Origin of the sequence: Clostridium sp. 29_15 (genome assembly GCF_001916075.1) — a bacterium.
Taxonomy (GTDB): Bacteria; Bacillota; Clostridia; order Clostridiales; family Clostridiaceae; genus Clostridium; species Clostridium lentum.
In genome coordinates this window covers 1-20,674 of record NZ_MNRT01000028.1, presented here as the reverse complement: position 1 = coordinate 20,674, position 20,674 = coordinate 1, and the positions used below count along the sequence as shown (strand labels likewise).

The following is a 20,674-nucleotide window of genomic DNA, read 5'->3' as shown; positions in this document are numbered from 1 at the left end:
GCTACCTCCTCCTATTTTGCTTCATACCAATTTTTACCTAAGTTCACATCAACATCTAGTGGAACAGATAGCTTAAATACATTTTCCATTTCTTCTATAACTAAAGTCTTTACTTTTTCTAATTCATTTGGCTTAACATTTAGTATAAGTTCATCGTGTACTTGAAGTATTATTTCACTAGCTAATCCTTCTTTTTTTAATCTTTCGTACACTTTCACCATGGCAAGCTTTATTATATCTGCTGCACTTCCTTGTATTGGAGCATTCATAGCAAGTCTTTCACCTAAAGATATCACTATCTTATTAGATGATTTTATCTCTGGAATAAATCTTCTTCTATTTAAAAGTGTCAATACATATCCATCTTCTTTAGCACTATCTATGGCACCTTGTAAGAAATCTTTAATCTTTGGATATCTATCAAAATATATTGCCATATATTCAGCTGCTTCTTTTCTGCTTATTTTTAAATCCTGAGAAAGACTAAAATCACTTATTCCATATACTATACCAAAGTTTACAGCCTTAGCTCTACTTCTCATAAGAGATGTTACTTCTTCTACTGGAACTTTAAATACTTCTGATGCTGTCTTTGTATGAATATCACTATGATGCTTAAATGCATCTATCATATTAGCATCATCTGACATATGGGCTAATACTCTTAGCTCTATTTGTGAGTAGTCACAAGAAAGTAATATATCACCTTTTTCCTTAGGTATAAATACCTTCCTTATTTCTCTTCCCATTTCATATTTCACTGGTATATTTTGAAGATTTGGTTCTGTGCTGGATAATCTTCCTGTAGTTGTTACTGTTTGATTAAAACTTGAATGTATTCTTCCATCAACATCAATAACATTTTTTAATCCTTCAACATAAGTTGAATTTAATTTTGTTATTTGTCTGTAATAAATTATTTTTTCAATGACAGGATGCTTATCTTTTAGCTTTTCTAATACATCTGCATTAGTGGAATAACCTGTCTTAGTTTTCTTTATAACTGGAAGGTCTAATTTTTCAAATAATATCTTTCCAAGCTGTTTTGGTGATGATATATTAAACTCTTCTTCACAAAGATCATAAATTTCTTTTTCAGTATTCTTTATTTCTTCTTTGAACTTTACTGCCAAGCTTTCAAGTATTTCTTCATTAACATTAAACCCCACTACTTCCATACTTGATAATACACCTATAAGTGGATGTTCAACATTATAATAAAGTTCTTCCATACCTTCTTCTTTTATTCTACCTTTTAAATAAACATATAGCTCACTTAAATATTTAATTGCTGATGATGTTTTTTCATCTATATTTTTTTCTAAGTATTCATTAATAAGTTCATTTAAATTATATTTATCTCTTGCTGAATCTATTAAATAAGCAGCAATAGCACTATCAAAATCAAAACCATTAACTTGTGTACCATCTTTGCTTAGTGCCTTTAGTAAATTCTTACCATCATGAATAACTTTCTTTATGTCATCATTTTCCATAAATTCTTTTAACAGAAGATTAGTTTCTGATATATTTTCTTCATATAAACTAGATAAATCTATTTTTACACTTTCATCTCCATTACAAATGTACATATTCTCTACTCTTATTTTTGAATACACATTAGAGTTAGATGTTTCATAAGTAATATATATTCTTTCCTTAATAGTTTTTATGAAACATTTAAAATCATCTAATTTATCAATTACTTTAATTTCTTCTTCATCACTAGCTATATCATCTATATTTTCAATACCTAAAACTTCTAAAAGACTACTTAAATTAAGTTCTTTAAATATCCTCGTTAGCTCCTCTTCATTATAATCTTTACTATCATTAACTAAAGTAATTCCTTCTTCATTACCATTTACAGAAATAAGTTTTTTATTTAAAAGTACACTTTCTTTATTTTCTTCAATGACTTTTTTTATTCTACTAGAATTAATTTTTTCACAGTTTTCTATTATACCTTCCAGTGAGCCATAAGTTTTTATTAAGCTTAAAGCTGTTTTTTCGCCCAAATAATTACTATCCATAAGTGCTAGTACATCAATATATTGCATTGGCTCTATACCATATGCTTCTATAAATTTTTCTTTATCATAGATATTTAAACTATTTATTCCTGATTCCACATATATTACTTTTACATTATCATCAATTAATTGTAATAATGTCTTATTTGATGTAGCTATGTATATTTCCATTGATTTTTTTCTACCATCATTTACAAGAGATGTAATTGTCTTAGATACATCTATATCATCTTCTTCATATATAACAGCTGAAGCATTTTCTAAAATTTCTTTTATATATGGTTTTTGTTCACAAAGGACTTTTGGAATATTTTCTCCTATACTATTTAAAACTGATGCCATTAAATTAGGTTGTATTTTCTTTTTTATATGAAAAAGCATCTTAGTAAATCCATATATGGCATTGGTATATAAGCTTTCTTCATTGCTCATATTAGGTATTGCGTAAAATGCTCTTTTCATTAGACTTTCAGAATCTATAATCAATAATTTTTCCATATAATCCTCCATCTTTTTATACTATTCTTTCATTATATATAACTATCCATATATTTGGAAAATAACACCTTAAAATATACTTAAGTCAAACTCTTCCGATAAATCCTTTAATATACGAAGACCACATACACTATTTCCTTTTGCATCTAAAGCTGGTCCATATAATCCTATACCATATCTTCTTGGAACAGTGGCAAGAACTCCTCCACCTACACCAGATTTAGCTGGAATACCCACATGTATAGCAAATTCTCCTGATGCATCATACATTCCACATGTCACCATGATTGTTTTAACTATTCTACATATATCTCTAGACATTAAAACTTCATTGCTCCAAGGCGTTACCCCATCATTAGCTATAACAGCACCAAATCTAGCTAAATCTCTTGCTGTTGCTTCAATGGAGCATTGTTTAAAGTATAAATCAAGTACTTCTTCCACGTCTCCTTCTAAGGCTCCTGTACTCTTCATATAATATGCTAAAGCTCTATTTCTATCTCCTGTAGCTTTTTCATTTAAATATATCTCTTCGTTTATACCTATATGAGGATTGTTGGTAGCTCTTCTCATGAAATTTAAAATTCTTTCTAATTTCCTTTCTTGAGTCTCTCCAAATATTAATGATGTAGTTACAATGGCCCCTGCATTGATCATTGGATTATACGGCCTATTTTCTATGGCTGCCTCTAAATTAACTATACTGTTAAATCCCATTCCTGTAGGCTCTACATTTACTTTGCTGAAAACATTAGTTCTTCCATTATCATTTAAAGCAATTATTAAGCTAACTACCTTAGAAATACTTTGTATAGTAAATTTAACATCGCTATCGCCAGCCCAAAACTCATATTTATCTTTTAAATCCACAACACATATCCCTACTGCTTCTGGATTTGCTTCCATAAGTGCAGGTATATATGAAGCTAATTTTCCTTCCTTTGCATGAACTTTATTCTTTTCTACCAAACTTTCTAATAACTTTTTCATTTGTCTTTCCTTCCCTATATCTTATTTAATTTAATTATAGTTGTTATTTAATTTTTTATCAATGATACTATCTATTTATTCTTTTTAATATTTATTAATTGGCTAAAAATTTATAACATTATATATACATATTATGGTATACTTATTTATATTTTATTTAAAATAAGCTTAGAGGTGTTTAATATGAATATTGAATTATTAAAAAAATATGCCAAACTTGCAGTGGAAATGGGTGTTAACTTACAAGAAAATGATACTCTTTGTATTAATAGTCCTATTGAAACTGCTGAGTTTGCAAGATTTATTGCTGAAGCAGCTTATGCTGTAGGCGCTAAAGATGTTATTGTAAACTATAATGATGCAAAACTTAACAAAATAAGATTATCAAATAATTCTGTAGCTACTTTATCTAACTTACCTGAATGGTTTGGTGAGACATATAACTATTATGCTAGAAACGGTGCATGCTTTATTTCTATCTCTGCCTCCGATCCTGATGCCTTTAATGGTGTACCTATTGAAAATATAGCTGCTTACTCTAAAGCAAGAAGTATAGCTTTAAAAGAATATTCTGAAGCAGCAACAGCTAATAAAGTTAGATGGTGTGTATTATCTTACCCTACTCTTGCATGGGCTAAGAAGGTTTTCCCAGATGTAAATGATGATGAAGCTTTAAAGAAATTAGGAGAAGCTATAATTAGTGCAGTTAGAATAGATGCTGATGATCCAGTTGAAGCATGGAATAAACATAATACTAATCTTGCCAAAAATCTTGATTTTATGAACAATCATAACTTTAAATCTTTACATTTAAAAAGTAGCAATGGTACTGATTTAACTGTAGAACTTCCTGAAAATCACTATTGGGCTGGTGGAGAAGAAGCTGATACAAAAGGCATCTTATTTAATGCCAATATGCCTACAGAAGAAGTATTTACTTTACCTAAGAAAACTGGCGTTAATGGTATAGTATTTTCTTCAAAACCACTTAGCTACAATGGTAATTTAATTAATGATTTTTCAATAACTTTTAAAGATGGAAAAGCTGTTGATTTTGATGCTAAGGAAGGAAAAGAAGTATTATCTCAACTTCTTGACACTGATGAAGGTGCAAGATATTTAGGTGAAATAGCCTTAGTTCCTTTCGACTCACCAATATCAAATTCTAACTTAATATTCTACAATACGTTATTTGATGAAAATGCAGCTTGTCACCTTGCTTTTGGTAGGGCTTATCCATGTATAAAAAATTCTGAAGATTTAAGTGAAGAACAATTAAAAGAAATTGGTGTTAACGATTCATTAATCCATGTAGACTTTATGATTGGAACAGCTGATTTAGAAGTAACAGGTTATACTAATGATGGAACAGAGGTTTCTGTATTTAAAAATGGTAATTGGGCATTTTAGAAAATGGTTTCCACTCACCAATGGTAACACTAAGTTAATGATTAAACTTTTCATATAACTGGTATAAAAACAATGAAAAAGTGGATGTCGCACTAAAATTTTTATACACAATATATTGTAGTATTTATTCTTAATGCCACATCCCCTTTTATTTCAGTAATTACAGTAATTTTTCCAATCTTTCTCTTATAGCTTTAATAAATCCTTCTGTATCAGTAACTTTTACATCCTTTAGATCTGTAAGAAGTGCCAAATCTTTAGTCATGACACCGTCATTTATGGTATCAATAGATGCTTTTTCTAAATTATGTGCAAAGGTAACAAGCTCTTTTAATCCATCCATTTCTCCTCTTTTCCTTAAAGCACCGCTCCAAGCAAAAATTGTAGCTATAGAGTTAGTGGAAGTGCTTATTCCCTTTAAATAATTATAATAATGTCTTTGTACAGTACCATGAGCTGCTTCATATTCATAATATCCTTCTGGTGAAACAAGAACGGAAGTCATCATGGCTAGTGAGCCAAAAGCTGTTGCTATCATATCACTCATTACATCACCATCATAATTTTTAAGTGCCCAAATAAATCCACCTTTTGACTTTATAACTCTTGCAACTGCATCGTCAATTAAAGTGTAAAAATACTCTATTCCAAGGCTATTAAACCTTTCTTTATATTCCTTTTCATAAATTTCTGCAAATATATCTTTAAAAGTATGGTCATATTTTTTAGAAATTGTATCCTTGGCAGAAAACCATAAATCTTGTTTAGTATCTATGGCATAATTAAAACAACTTCTAGCAAATCTTTCTATGGAATCTTTCTTATTATGCATTGCCATAACAATTCCTTTTTCATGAAAATCATGGATAAGTTCTTCACTTACTTCTCCATTATTATCTTCAAATACAAGTTTTGCCTTGCCAGAGCCTGTAATTTTCATCTCTACGTCTTTATATATATCACCATAGGCATGTCTTGAAATGGTTATTGGCTGTTGCCATGTTCTAATATATGGCTTGATAGACTTTATAATTATGGGACTTCTAAATACTGTTCCGTCTAAAATAGCCCTTATTGTTCCATTGGGACTTTTCCACATCTCTTTTAAGTTATATTCTTTTACCCTATCTTTATTTGGAGTTATTGTGGCACATTTGACACCTACACCATATTTTCTAATGGCTTTAGCAGCTTCTACAGTAACTCTATCATCTGTTTCATTTCTATGTTTTAATCCTAAATCATAATATTCTGTTTTCAGTTCTATAAAAGGTTCTAATAGTTCTTCTTTAATGATGCCCCATATTACTCTAGTCATTTCGTCTCCATCCATTTCCACCAATGGATTAATCATTTTTATTTTGCTCATAAATACACCCCCTTATTTCCTTTATTATACAATTGTTTTATGATATTATCAAAATTTCCCTTAATATTTTTATTCCATCAATAGCTTTTAAATTTGCTATAAAGCAAAAAAATCAGCTTTTCAGCTGATTTTACTATTTTACATCTTTATAATCTACATCAATTATTTCTCCATCTTCTGAATCAAATGGGCTTTCTTCCTCTGATGGTTTTGTTGTATATACGCTTCCTTGTTCATGTTTTTCTTTCTTATAATCCAATGTACCTTTAATCTTTCTATATATAAAAATTATTAAAGCAGCTATTAATACATATGGTAACATAAAACTTACAAATTTAAATACTAAAACTAATATAGCTATAGTTGTTGCTAAATATAATATACTTCTTAAACTTCCATTCATTAAAATAACCTCAACTCTCCATTTTTTCTTATCTGTTGAATATATTATACTACCTTAGTCCACATTTTGCAATATAAGTTATTAATTATTTTTAAAAATGGTTTTTTATATCATTTAACATGGTGTTGTTATAAATATAGTAAAATTTACTTAAGCATAGTATTCTATAAGACTTTTTAAAAATAAAAAAGCTTCTACTGGGTATTTTCCTATAGATGTTTCACCTGCTAATAAAAAACCATTTATTCCATTTACCATAAAACTAAATATACTTTCTACTTCTGTATATTTTGCTCTATTACCTTTAATCATGCTATCTAATAAATGAGTTGCCATAATTATTTTATCTTCATAACCTTTTTCTTTTAGCTTATTTATCGCTATATATTGATTTTTCACAGCATCTTCAATTCCACACTCTGGCATTAAATCTCCTCTTGCAATAATAATTTCATCTACAATATCACAAATTTTTTCTATACTGTTAATGCCTTTTTCAGTTTCAATTTTACCATAATATAATATCTCCTTGTTCCTTTTATTATTTTTTTCCACAAATTCTTTTAGCTCTATAATGTCTTTTTCACTCTCTACATAAGATTGACAAAAACTATCCAATCCGTGATTTAATCCCCAAATTATACTCTCTTTATCTAATATGCTTAATCCAGGGTCATCTATGATTAATTCAGGAATATTACATCCTTTTCCACCTCTAATTATCCCTTCATTTAGTACTCTTGATTTAATTATACCTTTACTTTGGTCTAAAACTTCAAAATTCATGGTATCATCTTTCATAGATATTTTATTTATTTTATTTTTATTTATATTACTACTATTAATATTAAGTGGAATTAAACTCTTTAAAAGCCTTTCATCTTTTAATAAATAATCATACATATCTTCTCCACAAAAATATACTATATCTTCCATATGTATCTTATATGTTGAGAAAACTTTTTCACTTACTCTTACTTTACGTCCTCTTAAATCTCCAATTATTTCAACCTTGTTATTAATATTTCGTACTTCTGATACTATCTTATGAAATTCTTCATCATGAAAATGTGAAAAATTTAGTCTAATGCTTTCTAATCCTGAGGTAATTAACTGTTTTAAGACCTGACTTTTCATGGAGCTTGGCCCCATAGTAGCTATAATTTTCATCATAACCTCTTTATCGTATTATTCTATTTAATTTTATTAATTTTATTTTTTTTTATTACTTTTATGTGCACATTTTATATAATCTCAACATATTATATTAACAAATAACATAATTTTCTTATGTTATTTACGGATATTTAATTTAGGATGTGATATTTTGAAAAAGTTCACAATAAAAGTTTTAGTCACATTATCTAAATTAAATAACGCAGCAAAAATCTTATTGATATTAGCTACTGTTTGTTTAATTCAAACTATCTGTGTAATGTTATTTAATTTAGAAGGTTCCTCCCCTTCTGAAGTTACCATTCGTTCAACTATGTCATCAATTTTTGGATATTTTTTTGGACAACAGTGTAAAAATCACTTTAATATAGTTAATTATAATAGCCAAATATACTTTGCAGGGTTTATATCTTTTATAACTTTAGGGGCAGTAATTTTAATGACTTGGCTTCCTATTAATCAAAATACACCAGCAACAGCCGATATAAGAAATCTTTTATTAACCACAGTAGGTTTTCTTATATGCATGGTTAAACAAGTTGATGAATAACATCTCAAAAAATCGTAAAAAGGAGCTATACTAAATGCAAGGTATAGCTCTTTTCATTAACTAAAATAAATCTGTTCTAAATATACTTAATGTTTAATAAATATAAATAGAACTTTTATTATGGAGGATACAATGAAATATATAAAATTAATATTTACAATTTTCATTTGTTTTATTTTATGTGGTTGCTTTTTAGATGATCCTAAATATATAACTTTTGAAACTAAACCTACTACATACTATTATTCAGATGAATTATATAGCAAACTTAAGGAAAATCCTTCATTTACATTGCAAGTATTTGATTGTATTTTATATAAATATTATGATGTACCAGTGGATGATTATGATATTGTTGAATCCTTCCTTACTTCTTTGCACACAGAAAACTATTTATTAGAACTTCCTGATGAATTTAAAGAAAACAAACAACAATATAGGCTTATTATTTCCTTCGGTAGTTCAAAATATATTATTAATGCCTATTCTCCAGATTTAGATACAATCCATCCTTACGATGGTTCATTTCAAGAAGATATTATTGACAGCACAAAGAATGTTGATGCACGTAATAATATTTATGATTTTTGCGTATATGTCATAAATAAAGCACAAAGTAATTAATTTTCAATTGATTTTATTTCTTCTAAGAGCTCAAAGGCTCTTTTATTTTTTAAAGGATGAATTGCATATGGAGCTATTTCACAAAGAGGCTCTAAAACAAATTCTCTTAAATGCATCAATGGATGAGGAAGAACTACAAACTCATCATTACTTACTAAATCATCAAATAATATTATATCTAAATCTATTGTTCTTGGTCCCCATTTAATTTCTCTTTTTCTCTCTAAGATACTTTCAACTCTTAAAAGTTCAGCCATTAATTCCTTTGGCTTTAAATATGTTTCCACTTCTATTACGGCATTTAAAAAGTCTTCTTGATCTTCTTTGCCCCATGGCTTAGTTACTAAAAGTTTTGATTCTTTTGTAACCTTTGTTCCTTCTAGCTCATTAATTTTTTCTATGGCACTTCTAATATATTGCTCCTTATTACCTATATTACTACCTAATGCTATATAAGCTTTATGGCGAGCAATTGTAGTTTCCACTGCTGCATAGTCTAAATGTCTTGATATTGGAGCCCATGGTTTCTTTAATGATATCTTTACTTCCTTTACTACTTCATAAGTGTCAAGCACATAGGCTCCTACTTTATATACTAAAGTTTCTAATAAGTCACAAACCTCTTCTTTAAATACTTTTTCTACATTATGACATAACTCTCCATAATGGACTGAAGCGCTTAAATCTCCATCTTTAGCAGCTTTGTGAAAGTCTAAAGATAATTCTAGTGATAATATAAATTTCTGCCCTAAAGTTTTTTCTTCTTGAAACACTCCATGATTGGCAAAAATCTCTATGTTTTTTAAATATATTTTATCCATTTCTCCTCCTTACTTTGCTTTAAGGATTGTATCTGTCATCATACATACCCTCTTATTTTGTAAAACATCATGAACTCTAATTATTTCACAACCAGCCATTATTCCTATTACTGTGGTGGCAAGAGTTCCTTCTAATCTTTCATCTACTGGTAAGTCCAATGCCAAACCTATCATTGACTTTCTTGAAGTTGCAAGAAGTACTGGATATCCCATATCCTTAATCCATTTTAAGTTATTCATCACCATCAGATTTTCTTCATATGTCTTAGCAAAACCTATACCTGGATCTAAAATTATATTTTCTTTCTTTACCCCTGCTTCTAAAGCAATATTTATACTTTCTTCTAAATCACTGATGAATTCTTTTTTTAAATCAACATATGGCTTAGCTATTCTATTGTGCATTAATATGCAAGGAACATTATACTTAGCTGCTATCTTTGCCATAGCCTGATCCTTTTTAAAGCCCCACACATCATTGATTATATCTGCACCAGCTTTTATGGCTGCTTCTGCTGTAGCACTATTATAAGTATCAATGGAAATAACTACATCCATTTCTTTTCTTATAGCTTCAATAACTGGAACAACTCTACTTATTTCCTCTTCAATGGAAACAATTTTTGCACCTGGTCTAGTAGATTCTCCACCAATATCAATAATATCTGCTCCTTCAGCCACCAGCTTTCTCACTTGTATTAATGCATCATCTATTTCATTGAATTTTCCTCCATCAGAAAACGAATCTGGAGTAACATTAAGTATTCCCATAATATATGTTCTTTCACCAAAGTTAAATTCAGTATTTCTAATTTTCAAAACTTTTCCCCCTAAACCTTAGTACTTTATCTCTAAATTTCTTTTTTCTAAAGTCCAATTGCACTCCTTGGCAGCTCTACATTTATAACATGCCCTTGAAAGCTTATCGCTTTTATAAATAATAGCGTTTAAATCATTACTTTCACAATTTCGATGATTTATAATTGCTTCTAAAATCATTGTTTTTTCTTCTTCTTTAAAATCTACATCCTTAAGGATTTCTTTAGCTATATTAAAACTTGCAATATGATGACCAATTCCTTTTTCATACTGCTCTACCCTACCAATATCATGTAAAAGGCCAATGGCATAAATAACTTCCTTTGAATAATGTAAATTTTTTTCTAAAACCATCATATAAGCTATTCTAGACATATCTAAAAAATGTTCTAGGTTATGTCTACAAAATTCTCTTTTTTCTTCATATGCTTCTAACTTATTTAAATACTCCTTATAAAGAATATTATTAAATATCTTATTAACTCTTTCCATAAATCTACCTACTTTTGTAATAGCATCATAACTTCTCTTCTTAATGTAGCATCTTCCTTAAAAATACCTCTATATGATGTGGTTACAGTTTTTGTACCTGGCTTTTTAACACCTCTCATAGTCATGCACATATGTTCTCCTTCAACTACTACCATTACTCCTTCTGCATCTAAGTATTTCATTATGGCATCTGCTATTTCACTGCTTAATCTTTCTTGTAACTGTGGTTTTTTTGCATATAATTCTACAGTTCTTGCCAGTTTTGAAAGTCCTGCAACTCTTCCTCTAGGTATATATGCTATATGAGCTTTACCATAAAAAGGTATTATATGATGCTCGCACATTGAGAAATATGTAATATCTTTTTCAATAACTAAATCGTTATTTTCCACTTCAAAAGTTTTTGATAGGATTTCTTCTGCATCTTTTCCTAATCCTGAAAATACTTCTTCATACATTCTAGCAATTCTTTCAGGTGTTTCTACTAGTCCTTCTCTTTCTAAATCTTCTCCAATTCCTTCAAGTATAAGCTTTGCTCCAGCTATTATCTTTTCTCTATCCATACAACGTTCCTCCTAATTTATAAATTGCTCATATTCACTTCTGATTTTTTCTACCACATTTGTGTTATATTTTTTTTCTTCAAATTGTACAATCTTCATTATCCCTAAAATTGAATTAGTTATAAAAACTTCATCTGCACTGTATAAATCTTCTTTATCTAAATGTTTTTCACAAACTCTAAAATTTTTTATTACCCAATTTCTTACCACTCCTGGTAATATTCCGTCGCTTATCTTTGGTGTATAAATTTTTTTATCTTTGATAATAAATATGTTGCTAGTGGCTCCTTCAGCTATATTTCCATAAATATTTAAAAATACAACCTCATTAAATCCTTCTTTATTTGCTTTATTATACTCATAAAGATTTTCATTATAACTTAATGACTTAATATAAGTCATTCTAGATGTGGGATTTCTTAAAACATATGATAACTTTATCTTAAAGCCATTTTCATAATCTTCCTTAGAATACTTTATTTCTCTTGTGGAGAAAACTATATTCTTTTCTGTTACCACAATTTTTAATACTATATTTTTAAGCTTTTCTTCCTTTATAAAATTTTTAATAAATTTAGTATCAATATGCTCTCCTAAATTCATTATATCTATGGATTTATTTAGCCTATTTATATGTTCTTCTAAAAATATAGCTTCCTTTTTTATTAAAATTGTTTCAAAAACTCCCTGTGCAAAATAAAAGCCACCATCAAGCTTTACATAATCTTTATTATAGCTTATTTCTCTCATTATAACACCTTCATTAATGCTTTTGCTTTATCTAGCGTTTCTAGATATTCATCTTCTTCAATGGATTCATAAGTTATTCCTCCACCTACACCAAAATATGCTTTATTATCTTTCTTTAATATTGTTCTTATAGCTATATTAAAATCACTGTTACCTCTGAAATCAAAATATCCTATGGCTCCTGTATATATATTTCTTTTTAAGCCTTCTAACTCTTCAATTATTTCCATAGCCCTTATTTTTGGTGCTCCTGTAATAGATCCACCTGGAAAACACTCTTTCATTACCTTCACAGCTGAAACATCATCTTGAAGCTTTCCTTCAATGGTGGACACAAGGTGGAATACTGTTGCATACTCTTCTAAAGCAAATAACTCCTTTACTTTTACTGTACCAGGCTTACATACCTTACTAAAGTCATTACGTTCTAAATCAACAATCATTAATAATTCTGATTTATCCTTTTCACTATTTATAAGTTCCAACTTATTTTTTTCATCTTCCTCTATAGTATTCCCTCTAGGTCTTGTCCCTTTTATTGGTCTAGTATGGGCAATTCCGTCTTTTATCTGAATGAATCTTTCTGGTGATGAACTTATTATTTGAAAATCATGAAAATTTAAATATGCTGAAAAAGGAGCTTTATTAATCTCTCTCAGCTTTTTATAGATTGTAAAGCTATCTTCTTCATTATGGCAATAAAATCTTTGTGTCATATTGGCAATATATACGTCTCCACTTCTTATATATTCCTTAAGCCTTGTAATTGATTTTTTATATGCTTCTTTTGTAAAATTAGAAATGAATTTTTCTTCTTGGTTATAGCTGAATTCTTCCTTCTTTACTTCTATTTGCTCTATTTTTTCAATGATAACTTCTACAGTTTTTTCTTCACCTGCAAAATATGATATATATTGCTTATTTTTCATTAAATCAAAAATAATAATATTTCTATAAAAAACAAATTTCATATGAGGAATTTTAAAATCTTCGTCACTACTATCTGAAATTTTTTCAATTATCCTTCCTGTATCATAAGATATGTATCCCATGGATCCCCCTATTAAAGGAATATTAGTTTTTTCTACCACCTTATTTCTCGTTAATAATTCCTCTAGTATCTTAAAAGGGGTTCCTTCTACTTTCACTCCATCTATATAGCCATTATTTTTAAAGCTAGAAAAAGTCATATATGGATTTAATCCTATAAAGGAATACTTTGATAACTTTTCATCTTCTTTAGAACTATCTAAAATAATAGTATCTATCTCATATCTAAAAGCTTCATAAACTTCACATGGATTTAAATTTAGCTTTATTTCTTTTAAATGTATGTTCATTTTTTGCTCCTATTTATAATTATTTACTATATTAATAAAATTCTTTAATATTTTATGTCCATCTTCTGTAAGTTCTGCTTCAGGATGAAATTGCACTCCATATATAGGATAATCTTTGTGCTTTACTGCCATAATTACATTATCATCAGTTTGACATATAATTTCTAATTCTACTGGTATGCTACATTTTTCTATTTCTAAAGAATGATATCTTGTAACTTTTAAAGGATTTTTAACACCTTTGAATATATGCTGATTATTATGTACAACTTCACTTATCTTGCCATGCATAGGAATCTTTCCCTTAACAATTTTGCCACCAAAATAATGTCCAATACATTGATGTCCAAGACATATTCCTAAGATAGGTAATTTCCCCTTAAATCTTTCTAAAATTTCAAGACTAATCCCTGCTTGTTTAGGATCCTTTGGCCCTGGTGAAATGACAATTCCCGTTATATCCATATTTTCTATTTCATCAATGGTAATTTTATCATTCCTATAAATTATTATTTCTTCATCTAACTCCTTAAAATACCTTACTAAATTATATACAAAAGAGTCATAGTTATCTATCATTAATAACATTTTTTCTCTCCTTTTTTATGCATCCTTTTACAAATTGTGCTACAATATTTATTGATTAATTATATCATATGTTCTTGTTTAATAAAAACTATTAGTTGAAGGGAGAATTTAACACTTATGAAAATATGCGATTTACATACACATTCTACAGCTTCTGATGGAACATCTTCACCTTCAGAAGTTGTTAAAAGAGCTAAGGCAGCTAATGTAAAATACTTAGCACTTACTGACCATGATACTGTTTCTGGTATAGAAGAAGCCTTAAAAACAGCTAAAGACCTTGATATAACTTTTATTCCTGGCATTGAATTATCTACTTATTTTAATAAGGAATCTATTCACGTTTTAGGATTTTTTAAAAGTGATGGATATAAAAATAAGGAATTAAATGATTTCTTAGATTCAATAAAAACAAAGAGAATTGAAAGAGCTAAAAAGATAGTAGAAAATTTGTCAAAATTCCATGATATTCATATAACTCTTGAATCTATTATGAAAAATGGTAAAGATACCATAGCAAGACCTCATATAGCAAAAGCTATAATGGATGCTGGGTATAACTATGATAAGGAATATATCTTTGAGCATTTCATTGGAAATGATTGTCCTGCTTACATTCCTAGTGTGCAAATGGATACTAAAGAAGGTGTAGAACTTTTAAAGAAACATGGTGCTATAGTAGTTTTAGCTCACCCAGTGCTTTTAAAGAAAAACTCTTTCCAAGATGTATTAGCACTTGGTTTTGATGGTCTTGAAGGAATATATGCCATGAACTCTAAAGAAGATACAGAAAAATTCTTAAGCTTTGCCAATGAACATAACCTTATCACTAGCTGTGGCTCAGACTCCCACGGTGGAGAAGATGACATTAAACATGGTTCATTAGGTTCAATGAAAATGGATGAAGAATGGCTTACTAAATTTTTAACTAAGCTTAAAGCTTAGCTAAAAATTTATAAAAATAAAGAAGAAATAGCTTAGCTACTATTTCTTCTTTATTTTTATGCTATTCTGCCATAAGGAAAGCTTTATATCCTCTCATTGTTTCAAAGATATCTACTTTGCTGGCAACTTCCCATGGAGCATGCATGTTTTGTAGTGCAACACCACAATCAATTACTTCCATACCGTACTCAGCTAAAATATAAGCAATAGTACCGCCTCCACCTTGGTCAACCTTACCTAATTCAGCCATTTGATATGCAACATCATTTTCATCCATTACATTTCTAAGCCATGCAACAAATTCTGCATTAGCATCATTACATCCACTTTTTCCTCTTGCTCCAGTATATTTAGCAAAGGCTAATCCCTTACCAAAGAATGCAGAATTTTTCTTTTCGTATGCTCCTGCATAATTAGGATCAAAAGCTGCTGTAACATCTGAAGAAAGCATTTTAGAATTAGCTAATGCTCTTCTTAATTTAAGTTCAGAATACTCTCCTACTCTGTCCATTAATTCTGCCACTGCATTTTCAAAGAATCTTGATTGCATTCCAGTTGCTCCTATGCTTCCTACTTCTTCTTTATCTACTAATAATACCACTGAAGTCTTTTTAGTACTTTCAGTTTCAAGTAAAGCTAATAAAGAAGTGTATGCACAAATTCTATCATCATGTCCATATCCAGCAACCATACTTCTATCTAATCCTAAATCTCTTGCTTTTCCTGCTGGAACTATTTCTATTTCAGCTGACATGAAATCTTCTTCTTCAAAATCATATTTTTCTTTTAATAATTTTAATATATTTGCCTTAACAGCTTCTTTTTCTTCCCATTCTAAAGGCATACTACCAACTAAAATATTTAAATCTTCTCCAGCAATAACTTCTGTAGCTTTCTTTTGTTGTTGCTCTGATGCTAAATGTACTAACAAATCAGAAACCATAACAACTGGATCAGTTTCTTCTTCTCCAACTACCACGTCTATTTTTGTACCATCTTTTTTAACTACTACCCCATGTAAAGCTAGAGGTATGGTTACCCATTGATATTTCTTAACTCCACCATAGTAATGAGTTTCCATTAAAGATAATTCACTATCTTCATATAATGGATTTGGTTTTAAATCTAATCTAGGTGAATCTACGTGAGAACCTATAATTCTCATACCACTTTCAATACTTTCGCTTCCTATTAAAAATAAAGCTAAAGATTTATCCATATTATTATAATATACCTTGTCTCCTGCCTTTAGAGATTTTCCAGCAGATATAACATTCTTTAAATCTCTATATCCTTTTGATTCTGCTAAAAAAATAGCTTTTTTAATAGATTCTCTTTCTGTTTTACAGTCTGATATATATTTCTTATATCCTTCACAAAAACTAAAAATCTCTTCTTTTTTAGTATTATCAAATTTTAACCATGCATTTTTTTTATTACCCATATTCTCCTCCTAATTATCTTCTAAAGTTAGATTTTCCATCCTTCTTTCTATAATATCAACAGCACTTATATCTGACATTAAAGAATGTCTATAATTTACTGCTGCTGCCTCAATAATTACTGCAATATTTCTACCAGGTCTTACTGGTACTCTAAGCTTTCTAACATTAACGCCTAATATTTCTTGAGTATCTTGATTAATTCCAAGTCTATCATAATCGCCATTATCCTTCCAATGTTCAAAATGCATAACAAGATTTATGCCCTTAGACTCTTGCACTGAACTTAATCCATATAGTGCAGTGATGTCAATTATTCCAATTCCTCTCACTTCAAGCATTCCAATAGTAATTTTCGGAGATGTCCCAATAAGTTCTCCATCAATTTCCTTAATATCAACAGCATCATCAGTTACAAGTCTATGCCCTCTTTTAATAAGTTCTAATGCAGTCTCACTTTTACCAATGCCACTTTCCCCTGTAATCAGTATACCTATACCGTATACATCTACAAGTACACCATGTAATCTAGTTTCTGGTGCAAATTTATCTGATAAATATATGGTCATTTTACTAATAAAGTTAGTGGTAACTGATGTTGTTCTTAATAGCCAAGTTTTATTTTTCTTGGCAGCCCTTATGAATTCTTCATGTGGCTCTAATCCTCTTGTTATTACAACACATTTAGAATTAAAACTAAAGTATTTATCCACTCTTTTTCTTCTTAACTCTCTACTCATATCCCCAATAAAACTCCACTCAGCCTTACCAACAACTTGTAATCTTTCAGGAGCAAAATAATTATAAAATCCAGATAATTGAAGACCTGGTCTATTTATATCGTTAACAGTTATCTCTACACCTTTTTCACCTTCAACTAGTACTTCCAAATCAAAATCTTTAATTAACGTTTCTACTGCAACTGACAATATTTATCACCCTTTTTATTTTTTTTGCTTATTTTTTGGTTCTATTCCTGCAAGTTGACTTCTAAAATTCGCCTTAACTCTGTCTATATAAATTCTTCTTAAATGAGCTTGTTCTTCTTTTTCAGCTTCATTTAATCCTTCTTCCTTGCTTTTTTTATATAATTCATTTATCCTAGATGTTATTACATCTATTTTTGCATTTGTATAATCCATCTTAACATTCCCTTTCGTATATTAACTTCTTATGATTATTTTACATTTTTTTCTTATGAATATCAACTTTATATTACAAAATTACTTCTTTTTTATTTATCTCCAAATTATAAATTAATTATTTATTAAAAGTTCAAGAAAAAAAGAGATGTCTTAAACACCTCTTTTCGTAAAAATTTATTTATATTGCTTCAAATTTCTCTCTTAGGAAACTTTATTTTAAATTCTGTAAAAGAATCATTGCTTTTTACACTTATGCTACCATTATTTCTCTCTATAATTTCCTTAGTAATTGATAATCCAAATCCATTTTCTTTATTTTGATTTTCTTTTGTAGTAAATCCAGTATCAAAAATTTTATCTATTATAGATTCATCAATTTTAGGTCCATTATTTTTTATCTTTACTATAACAGATCTTATAGCATAATATGTTGTTACTTCTATTATACCTTTTCCATCTAGTGCTGTAACTGCATTTCTTAATATATTAGAAATAACTCTTTGATAATCAATTTCAGAAATATTTACATCATCAAAATTTATTTCATCATTTATAATAATATTTATTCCCTTATGTTCTATTCCATAAACAATATCTGCTATACTAGAATTTGGTTTATTTATTACATCTACTTCTGAAGAAATAGCACTATTATCATTTATAATATTTTTAAGTGCATATCCTAATTTATCATATTTTTTCATTAAATGTAATCCATATAAATATGATATTTGTGAACCATAATCATGTTTAATTTTTTTAAGTTCTTCATTCTTTTTTTCTAAAAAGCTATTGGCAATTAAAACTTGATTAGATTTTTTTTCAATATTTGAAAAATATATAGTTATTCCTATCATAAAAAATCCTAAAAATATAAATAAGAATTCTTTAAATAAAGGATTATCCATATCATATGCTAATCCATTAAATGATACTATAAAATCAATTAAAACAGTAACTATAATTAATGATATTATTGATACACTTTTACTTTTAATAACTTTATACGTAGAATTTATAAAATTCATATTGTATAATATAATAGTGAATAGTATGTATTGTGGAAAATACATAAATATAAGCATTCCTATTTCCATATATTTTGCTGAAATTCTACTTACCATATATCCTAAATAAATATTTGAACTTAATATCATAACTATTCCCATTAATAAATAGACTATACTAAATCCTATCATAGCATCTAAAGGTTCTTCTTTAAATATTATTGCTCCGGAAATTAATATTATTAAATGGATAAATATAGAGCCTAAACTTGAATTACCTACAATTAGTGTAATTCCCTGTATTACTCCCCATAAAATTACTGTCCAAGTTGCCATACTTAGTATGCTTCTTTTAGTTTTACTACAGTAATTTGAAACATAAATAAACATAATACTTTGTAGCATACTGTTAAATGAGTCTGATATATTGATAATCACTTTTTCTCCTAATTATCTTAATTTTTTCATTGATTCTGGCATTTCTTCTGCCCCTATCATTAATGCAGATGCTGTTCCTAAATTTACAAACACTGCTGAAAGGCATAATAAACAACCTGCTAACATTTTTTTCATTCTAACTCCACCTCTTTCATTTACGTTTATTGAACATTAACATAGTTTGTACAACATTGGTTAAGCATATAAGCTCTCCATATTTTGTACTATTACAAATAACAATTGATATCAATCCTAATAATGATACACTTATTAAACCTATTATTCTATTTCTCTTTATAAGCTTTTCTTTAGTTAATGGCATTTTATCATTAATTATAGGAGCTTTATGATATACACAAAATATACTAAATAAATTTAATATTAAAATAGCCATAATATTTAATTCCATATTTCTATCTAATAAAATTAAACTAAATACTATTAGAAATGTTGCAAAAAAACACTTTATTTGACTATCTTCATGATATCCTCCTATAAAAGGCTTGGATATTATCATTGAAATTAATACTACTAATCCTTCTTTGAAAAATCCTAAAAAATATAAACTTAACAATAGAAAAATAAATTTTATTAACTCATAGATAATTATAGCTAAACTATACTCTATTTGTTCTTTCTGATCAGTATTGTAATTTGCATATTTTGATAAATCATTTACAATTAATTTTGTTATCTTTCTTACCACAATAAACCATATTGACTCATTTATTCCATATGTACTTAGTAAGTATATCATATATTGATAAATAATACCATATATTTTATTTTTTTTTTTTTATTTTTATAAAAAGTAAAAAAAACTACAAATATCCACAGCATATTCCTTTTAAAATTAATATAAGCATAATAAAGGAGGTATTTTTCATACCTCCTTTATTATGCTTATATAATTGCCAACTTATTTGATATTTTAGGAATCTTTATTTTAAATTCTGTAAAGAAATCATTGCTCTTTACACTTATGTTACCATTATTTCTCTCTATAATTTCCTTAGTAATTGATAATCCAAATCCATTTTCTTTATTTGTATTTTCTTTTGTAGTAAATCCACTTTGGAAAATTTTATCTATTATAGATTCATCAATTTTAGGTCCATTATTTTTTATCTTTACTATAATAGATTTTATAGAATAATATGTTGTTACTTCTATTATACCTTTTCCATCTAATGCTGTAACTGCATTTCTTAATATATTAGAAATAACTCTTTGATAATCAATTTCAGAAATATCTATATCATTAAAGTCTA

General features: G+C 28.2%; 23 protein-coding genes. 4 read left to right on the top strand and 19 right to left on the bottom strand.

Going from position 1 to position 20,674, the window contains the following annotated elements; genetic code table 11:
* Positions 1-11 precede the first annotated feature (11 nt).
* Together polA and glsA are read right to left on the bottom strand one after the other, a co-directional pair.
* On the bottom strand, positions 12-2,531 hold the full coding sequence (polA, locus tag BHW04_RS05945; RefSeq protein WP_302699178.1) for a DNA polymerase I: 2,520 nt from the start codon (positions 2,529-2,531) through the stop codon (positions 12-14).
* 69 nt (positions 2,532-2,600) lie between these two features.
* Entirely contained in the window at positions 2,601-3,521 is a 921-nt protein-coding gene (glsA, locus tag BHW04_RS05940; RefSeq protein WP_302631738.1) for a glutaminase A, read from the bottom strand.
* Between the two features lie 183 nt (positions 3,522-3,704).
* On the opposite strand from glsA, the gene BHW04_RS05935 reads away from it, so the two are divergent.
* Entirely contained in the window at positions 3,705-4,931 is a 1,227-nt protein-coding gene (locus BHW04_RS05935; protein ID WP_302699177.1) for an aminopeptidase, read from the top strand.
* A gap of 160 nt (positions 4,932-5,091) precedes the next feature.
* On the opposite strand, the gene BHW04_RS05930 is transcribed toward BHW04_RS05935, so the two are convergent.
* The 3 genes from BHW04_RS05930 to BHW04_RS05920 form a co-directional block, all read right to left on the bottom strand.
* A complete protein-coding gene (locus BHW04_RS05930; RefSeq protein ID WP_302699176.1) occupies positions 5,092-6,300 on the bottom strand; it encodes an NADP-dependent isocitrate dehydrogenase in 1,209 nt (402 codons plus the stop codon).
* Between the two features lie 133 nt (positions 6,301-6,433).
* Entirely contained in the window at positions 6,434-6,703 is a 270-nt protein-coding gene (locus BHW04_RS05925) for a hypothetical protein (RefSeq protein WP_186835533.1), read from the bottom strand.
* A 150-nt stretch (positions 6,704-6,853) separates the two neighbouring features.
* Positions 6,854-7,873 (bottom strand): pyruvate kinase, encoded by a 1,020-nt coding sequence (locus BHW04_RS05920; RefSeq protein WP_302699175.1) that lies wholly within the window; start codon positions 7,871-7,873, stop codon positions 6,854-6,856.
* A 157-nt stretch (positions 7,874-8,030) separates the two neighbouring features.
* Here BHW04_RS05920 and BHW04_RS05915 point away from each other — a divergent pair, with 157 nt between their 5' ends.
* On the top strand, positions 8,031-8,429 hold the full coding sequence (locus BHW04_RS05915) for a hypothetical protein (RefSeq protein WP_302630725.1): 399 nt from the start codon (positions 8,031-8,033) through the stop codon (positions 8,427-8,429).
* 132 nt (positions 8,430-8,561) lie between these two features.
* Positions 8,562-9,053, top strand: coding sequence for a DUF4883 family protein (locus BHW04_RS05910; protein WP_302699174.1), 492 nt, complete (start codon positions 8,562-8,564; stop codon positions 9,051-9,053).
* Here BHW04_RS05910 and folK read toward each other — a convergent pair.
* From folK to BHW04_RS05875, 7 genes are read right to left on the bottom strand one after another with little or no spacing between them, the layout of a single operon-like run.
* Positions 9,050-9,874: a 2-amino-4-hydroxy-6-hydroxymethyldihydropteridine diphosphokinase gene (gene folK / locus BHW04_RS05905; RefSeq protein ID WP_302699173.1), complete on the bottom strand. Its 825-nt coding sequence runs from the start codon at positions 9,872-9,874 to the stop codon at positions 9,050-9,052. The genes BHW04_RS05910 and folK overlap by 4 nt on opposite strands.
* 9 nt (positions 9,875-9,883) lie before the next feature.
* Positions 9,884-10,693, bottom strand: coding sequence for a dihydropteroate synthase (gene folP, locus BHW04_RS05900; protein WP_302699172.1), 810 nt, complete (start codon positions 10,691-10,693; stop codon positions 9,884-9,886).
* Positions 10,694-10,711: 18 nt separating this feature from the next.
* Complete coding sequence (locus BHW04_RS05895) at positions 10,712-11,185, bottom strand: HD domain-containing protein (protein ID WP_022212814.1); 474 nt, start codon at positions 11,183-11,185, stop codon at positions 10,712-10,714.
* A gap of 8 nt (positions 11,186-11,193) precedes the next feature.
* The gene (gene folE, locus BHW04_RS05890; protein ID WP_022212815.1) at positions 11,194-11,748 is read right to left on the bottom strand and encodes a GTP cyclohydrolase I FolE; all 555 of its coding nucleotides are present in this window, start codon (positions 11,746-11,748) and stop codon (positions 11,194-11,196) included.
* Positions 11,749-11,760: 12 nt separating this feature from the next.
* Positions 11,761-12,498: an aminotransferase class IV gene (locus BHW04_RS05885; protein WP_302699171.1), complete on the bottom strand. Its 738-nt coding sequence runs from the start codon at positions 12,496-12,498 to the stop codon at positions 11,761-11,763.
* A complete protein-coding gene (gene pabB / locus BHW04_RS05880; RefSeq protein WP_302699170.1) occupies positions 12,498-13,838 on the bottom strand; it encodes an aminodeoxychorismate synthase component I in 1,341 nt (446 codons plus the stop codon). The genes BHW04_RS05885 and pabB overlap by 1 nt, the downstream gene beginning before the upstream one ends.
* Before the next feature lie 9 nt (positions 13,839-13,847).
* Positions 13,848-14,426 carry an anthranilate synthase component II gene (locus BHW04_RS05875; protein ID WP_302699169.1) on the bottom strand — a complete coding sequence of 193 codons (579 nt, stop codon included), beginning with the start codon at positions 14,424-14,426 and terminating at the stop codon, positions 13,848-13,850.
* 117 nt (positions 14,427-14,543) lie between these two features.
* Here BHW04_RS05875 and BHW04_RS05870 point away from each other — a divergent pair, with 117 nt between their 5' ends.
* The gene (locus BHW04_RS05870) at positions 14,544-15,371 is read left to right on the top strand and encodes a PHP domain-containing protein (RefSeq protein WP_302699168.1); all 828 of its coding nucleotides are present in this window, start codon (positions 14,544-14,546) and stop codon (positions 15,369-15,371) included.
* A gap of 61 nt (positions 15,372-15,432) precedes the next feature.
* Here the strand turns inward: BHW04_RS05870 and BHW04_RS05865 are convergent, their stop codons facing one another.
* The 7 genes from BHW04_RS05865 to BHW04_RS05835 all read right to left on the bottom strand — a co-directional run.
* Positions 15,433-16,815, bottom strand: a complete 1,383-nt coding sequence (locus tag BHW04_RS05865) for an aminopeptidase (RefSeq protein WP_302699167.1) — start codon at positions 16,813-16,815, stop codon at positions 15,433-15,435.
* A gap of 9 nt (positions 16,816-16,824) precedes the next feature.
* Positions 16,825-17,742 (bottom strand): HPr(Ser) kinase/phosphatase, encoded by a 918-nt coding sequence (hprK, locus tag BHW04_RS05860; protein ID WP_022212821.1) that lies wholly within the window; start codon positions 17,740-17,742, stop codon positions 16,825-16,827.
* 15 nt (positions 17,743-17,757) lie between these two features.
* On the bottom strand, positions 17,758-17,955 hold the full coding sequence (locus tag BHW04_RS05855) for a DUF896 domain-containing protein (RefSeq protein WP_022212822.1): 198 nt from the start codon (positions 17,953-17,955) through the stop codon (positions 17,758-17,760).
* A gap of 191 nt (positions 17,956-18,146) precedes the next feature.
* Positions 18,147-19,403, bottom strand: coding sequence for a sensor histidine kinase (locus tag BHW04_RS05850; protein WP_302699166.1), 1,257 nt, complete (start codon positions 19,401-19,403; stop codon positions 18,147-18,149).
* A 12-nt stretch (positions 19,404-19,415) separates the two neighbouring features.
* Positions 19,416-19,538: a hypothetical protein gene (locus tag BHW04_RS05845; protein ID WP_022167285.1), complete on the bottom strand. Its 123-nt coding sequence runs from the start codon at positions 19,536-19,538 to the stop codon at positions 19,416-19,418.
* A gap of 16 nt (positions 19,539-19,554) precedes the next feature.
* The gene (locus BHW04_RS05840; RefSeq protein ID WP_302699165.1) at positions 19,555-20,109 is read right to left on the bottom strand and encodes an accessory gene regulator ArgB-like protein; all 555 of its coding nucleotides are present in this window, start codon (positions 20,107-20,109) and stop codon (positions 19,555-19,557) included.
* Between the two features lie 197 nt (positions 20,110-20,306).
* Positions 20,307-20,674, bottom strand: a 368-nt coding sequence (locus BHW04_RS05835; protein WP_302699164.1) for a sensor histidine kinase, incomplete at its 5' end; no start/stop codon positions are given.